Annotated in this window: 1 protein-coding gene; it reads right to left on the reverse strand. The window is 63.4% G+C overall.

Features of this window, described 5'->3' with window-relative positions:
- A partial coding sequence (locus tag WM40_RS27265; protein WP_046154682.1) for a hypothetical protein occupies nt 1-738 on the reverse strand: 738 nt, incomplete at both ends.

Here is a 738-nt window from a genome sequence, read left to right on the forward strand (position 1 = left end):
GCTGGGAGATTGCGTCAACGATTGCGGCTGACGCTGATAGCGGGGAGCCGAACCATTTGCATTCGAAGTGGGCAACGTCGATTCCAGTTTCGGCGTCTCGAATCGAGACATCGGCGCGTGCCAAGCCCATTCCTGCGCTCAAAGCCTCCGCCGTCTCTCGGATCATGGCTTCGGACGGGTCTAGATGCTCGGCCTCTCGCTTGGGCAGCGCGTTCTGCCATCTGATCCGATATCGCCCGACGGCCACGATCTCGGAGCCGCCGGCAATCGAGCCCTTCCATCTGATCCGCTCGCCCATCTCCAACGCCAAAGCTTCGGCCGCCGAGAGCGCGGTCGCCAATTCGAGCTTTTGCCAGTCCTCCAACTGAGCGACCAGCGTGTTCGACAAAATGGAGCGTATCGCGTCCTCGTCCATGCGCTCGACGCCTTCGAACAGAAGCATCGAATCCGCGGCCATTCGGTAGAGCGGCGACAACCCCTTGCGCGCGTCCCTTGTCGCAGCCGCGCCGGGTCTGCGTCTCCCTGCAGGTGACAACATCACCTCGCGTAGCATCCGAGTGCGGCTGGCCCGTTCGAGAAGGCCCACGCGCGCATGTATCCAATCCTGGTCAGGGCCGAGCTTGTGCCGGCGAATGGCCGACAGGGCCAGCGACTCGGCTTCCCGAAGCACCCAGGCGAGAACATGGTTGCGGCGAGTCAGCGTGGAGAGCGCCGGCTCGGACACGACAAAGAGAGTCG

Origin of the sequence: Robbsia andropogonis (assembly GCF_000970345.1) — a bacterium.
Taxonomy (GTDB): domain Bacteria; phylum Pseudomonadota; class Gammaproteobacteria; order Burkholderiales; family Burkholderiaceae; genus Robbsia; species Robbsia andropogonis.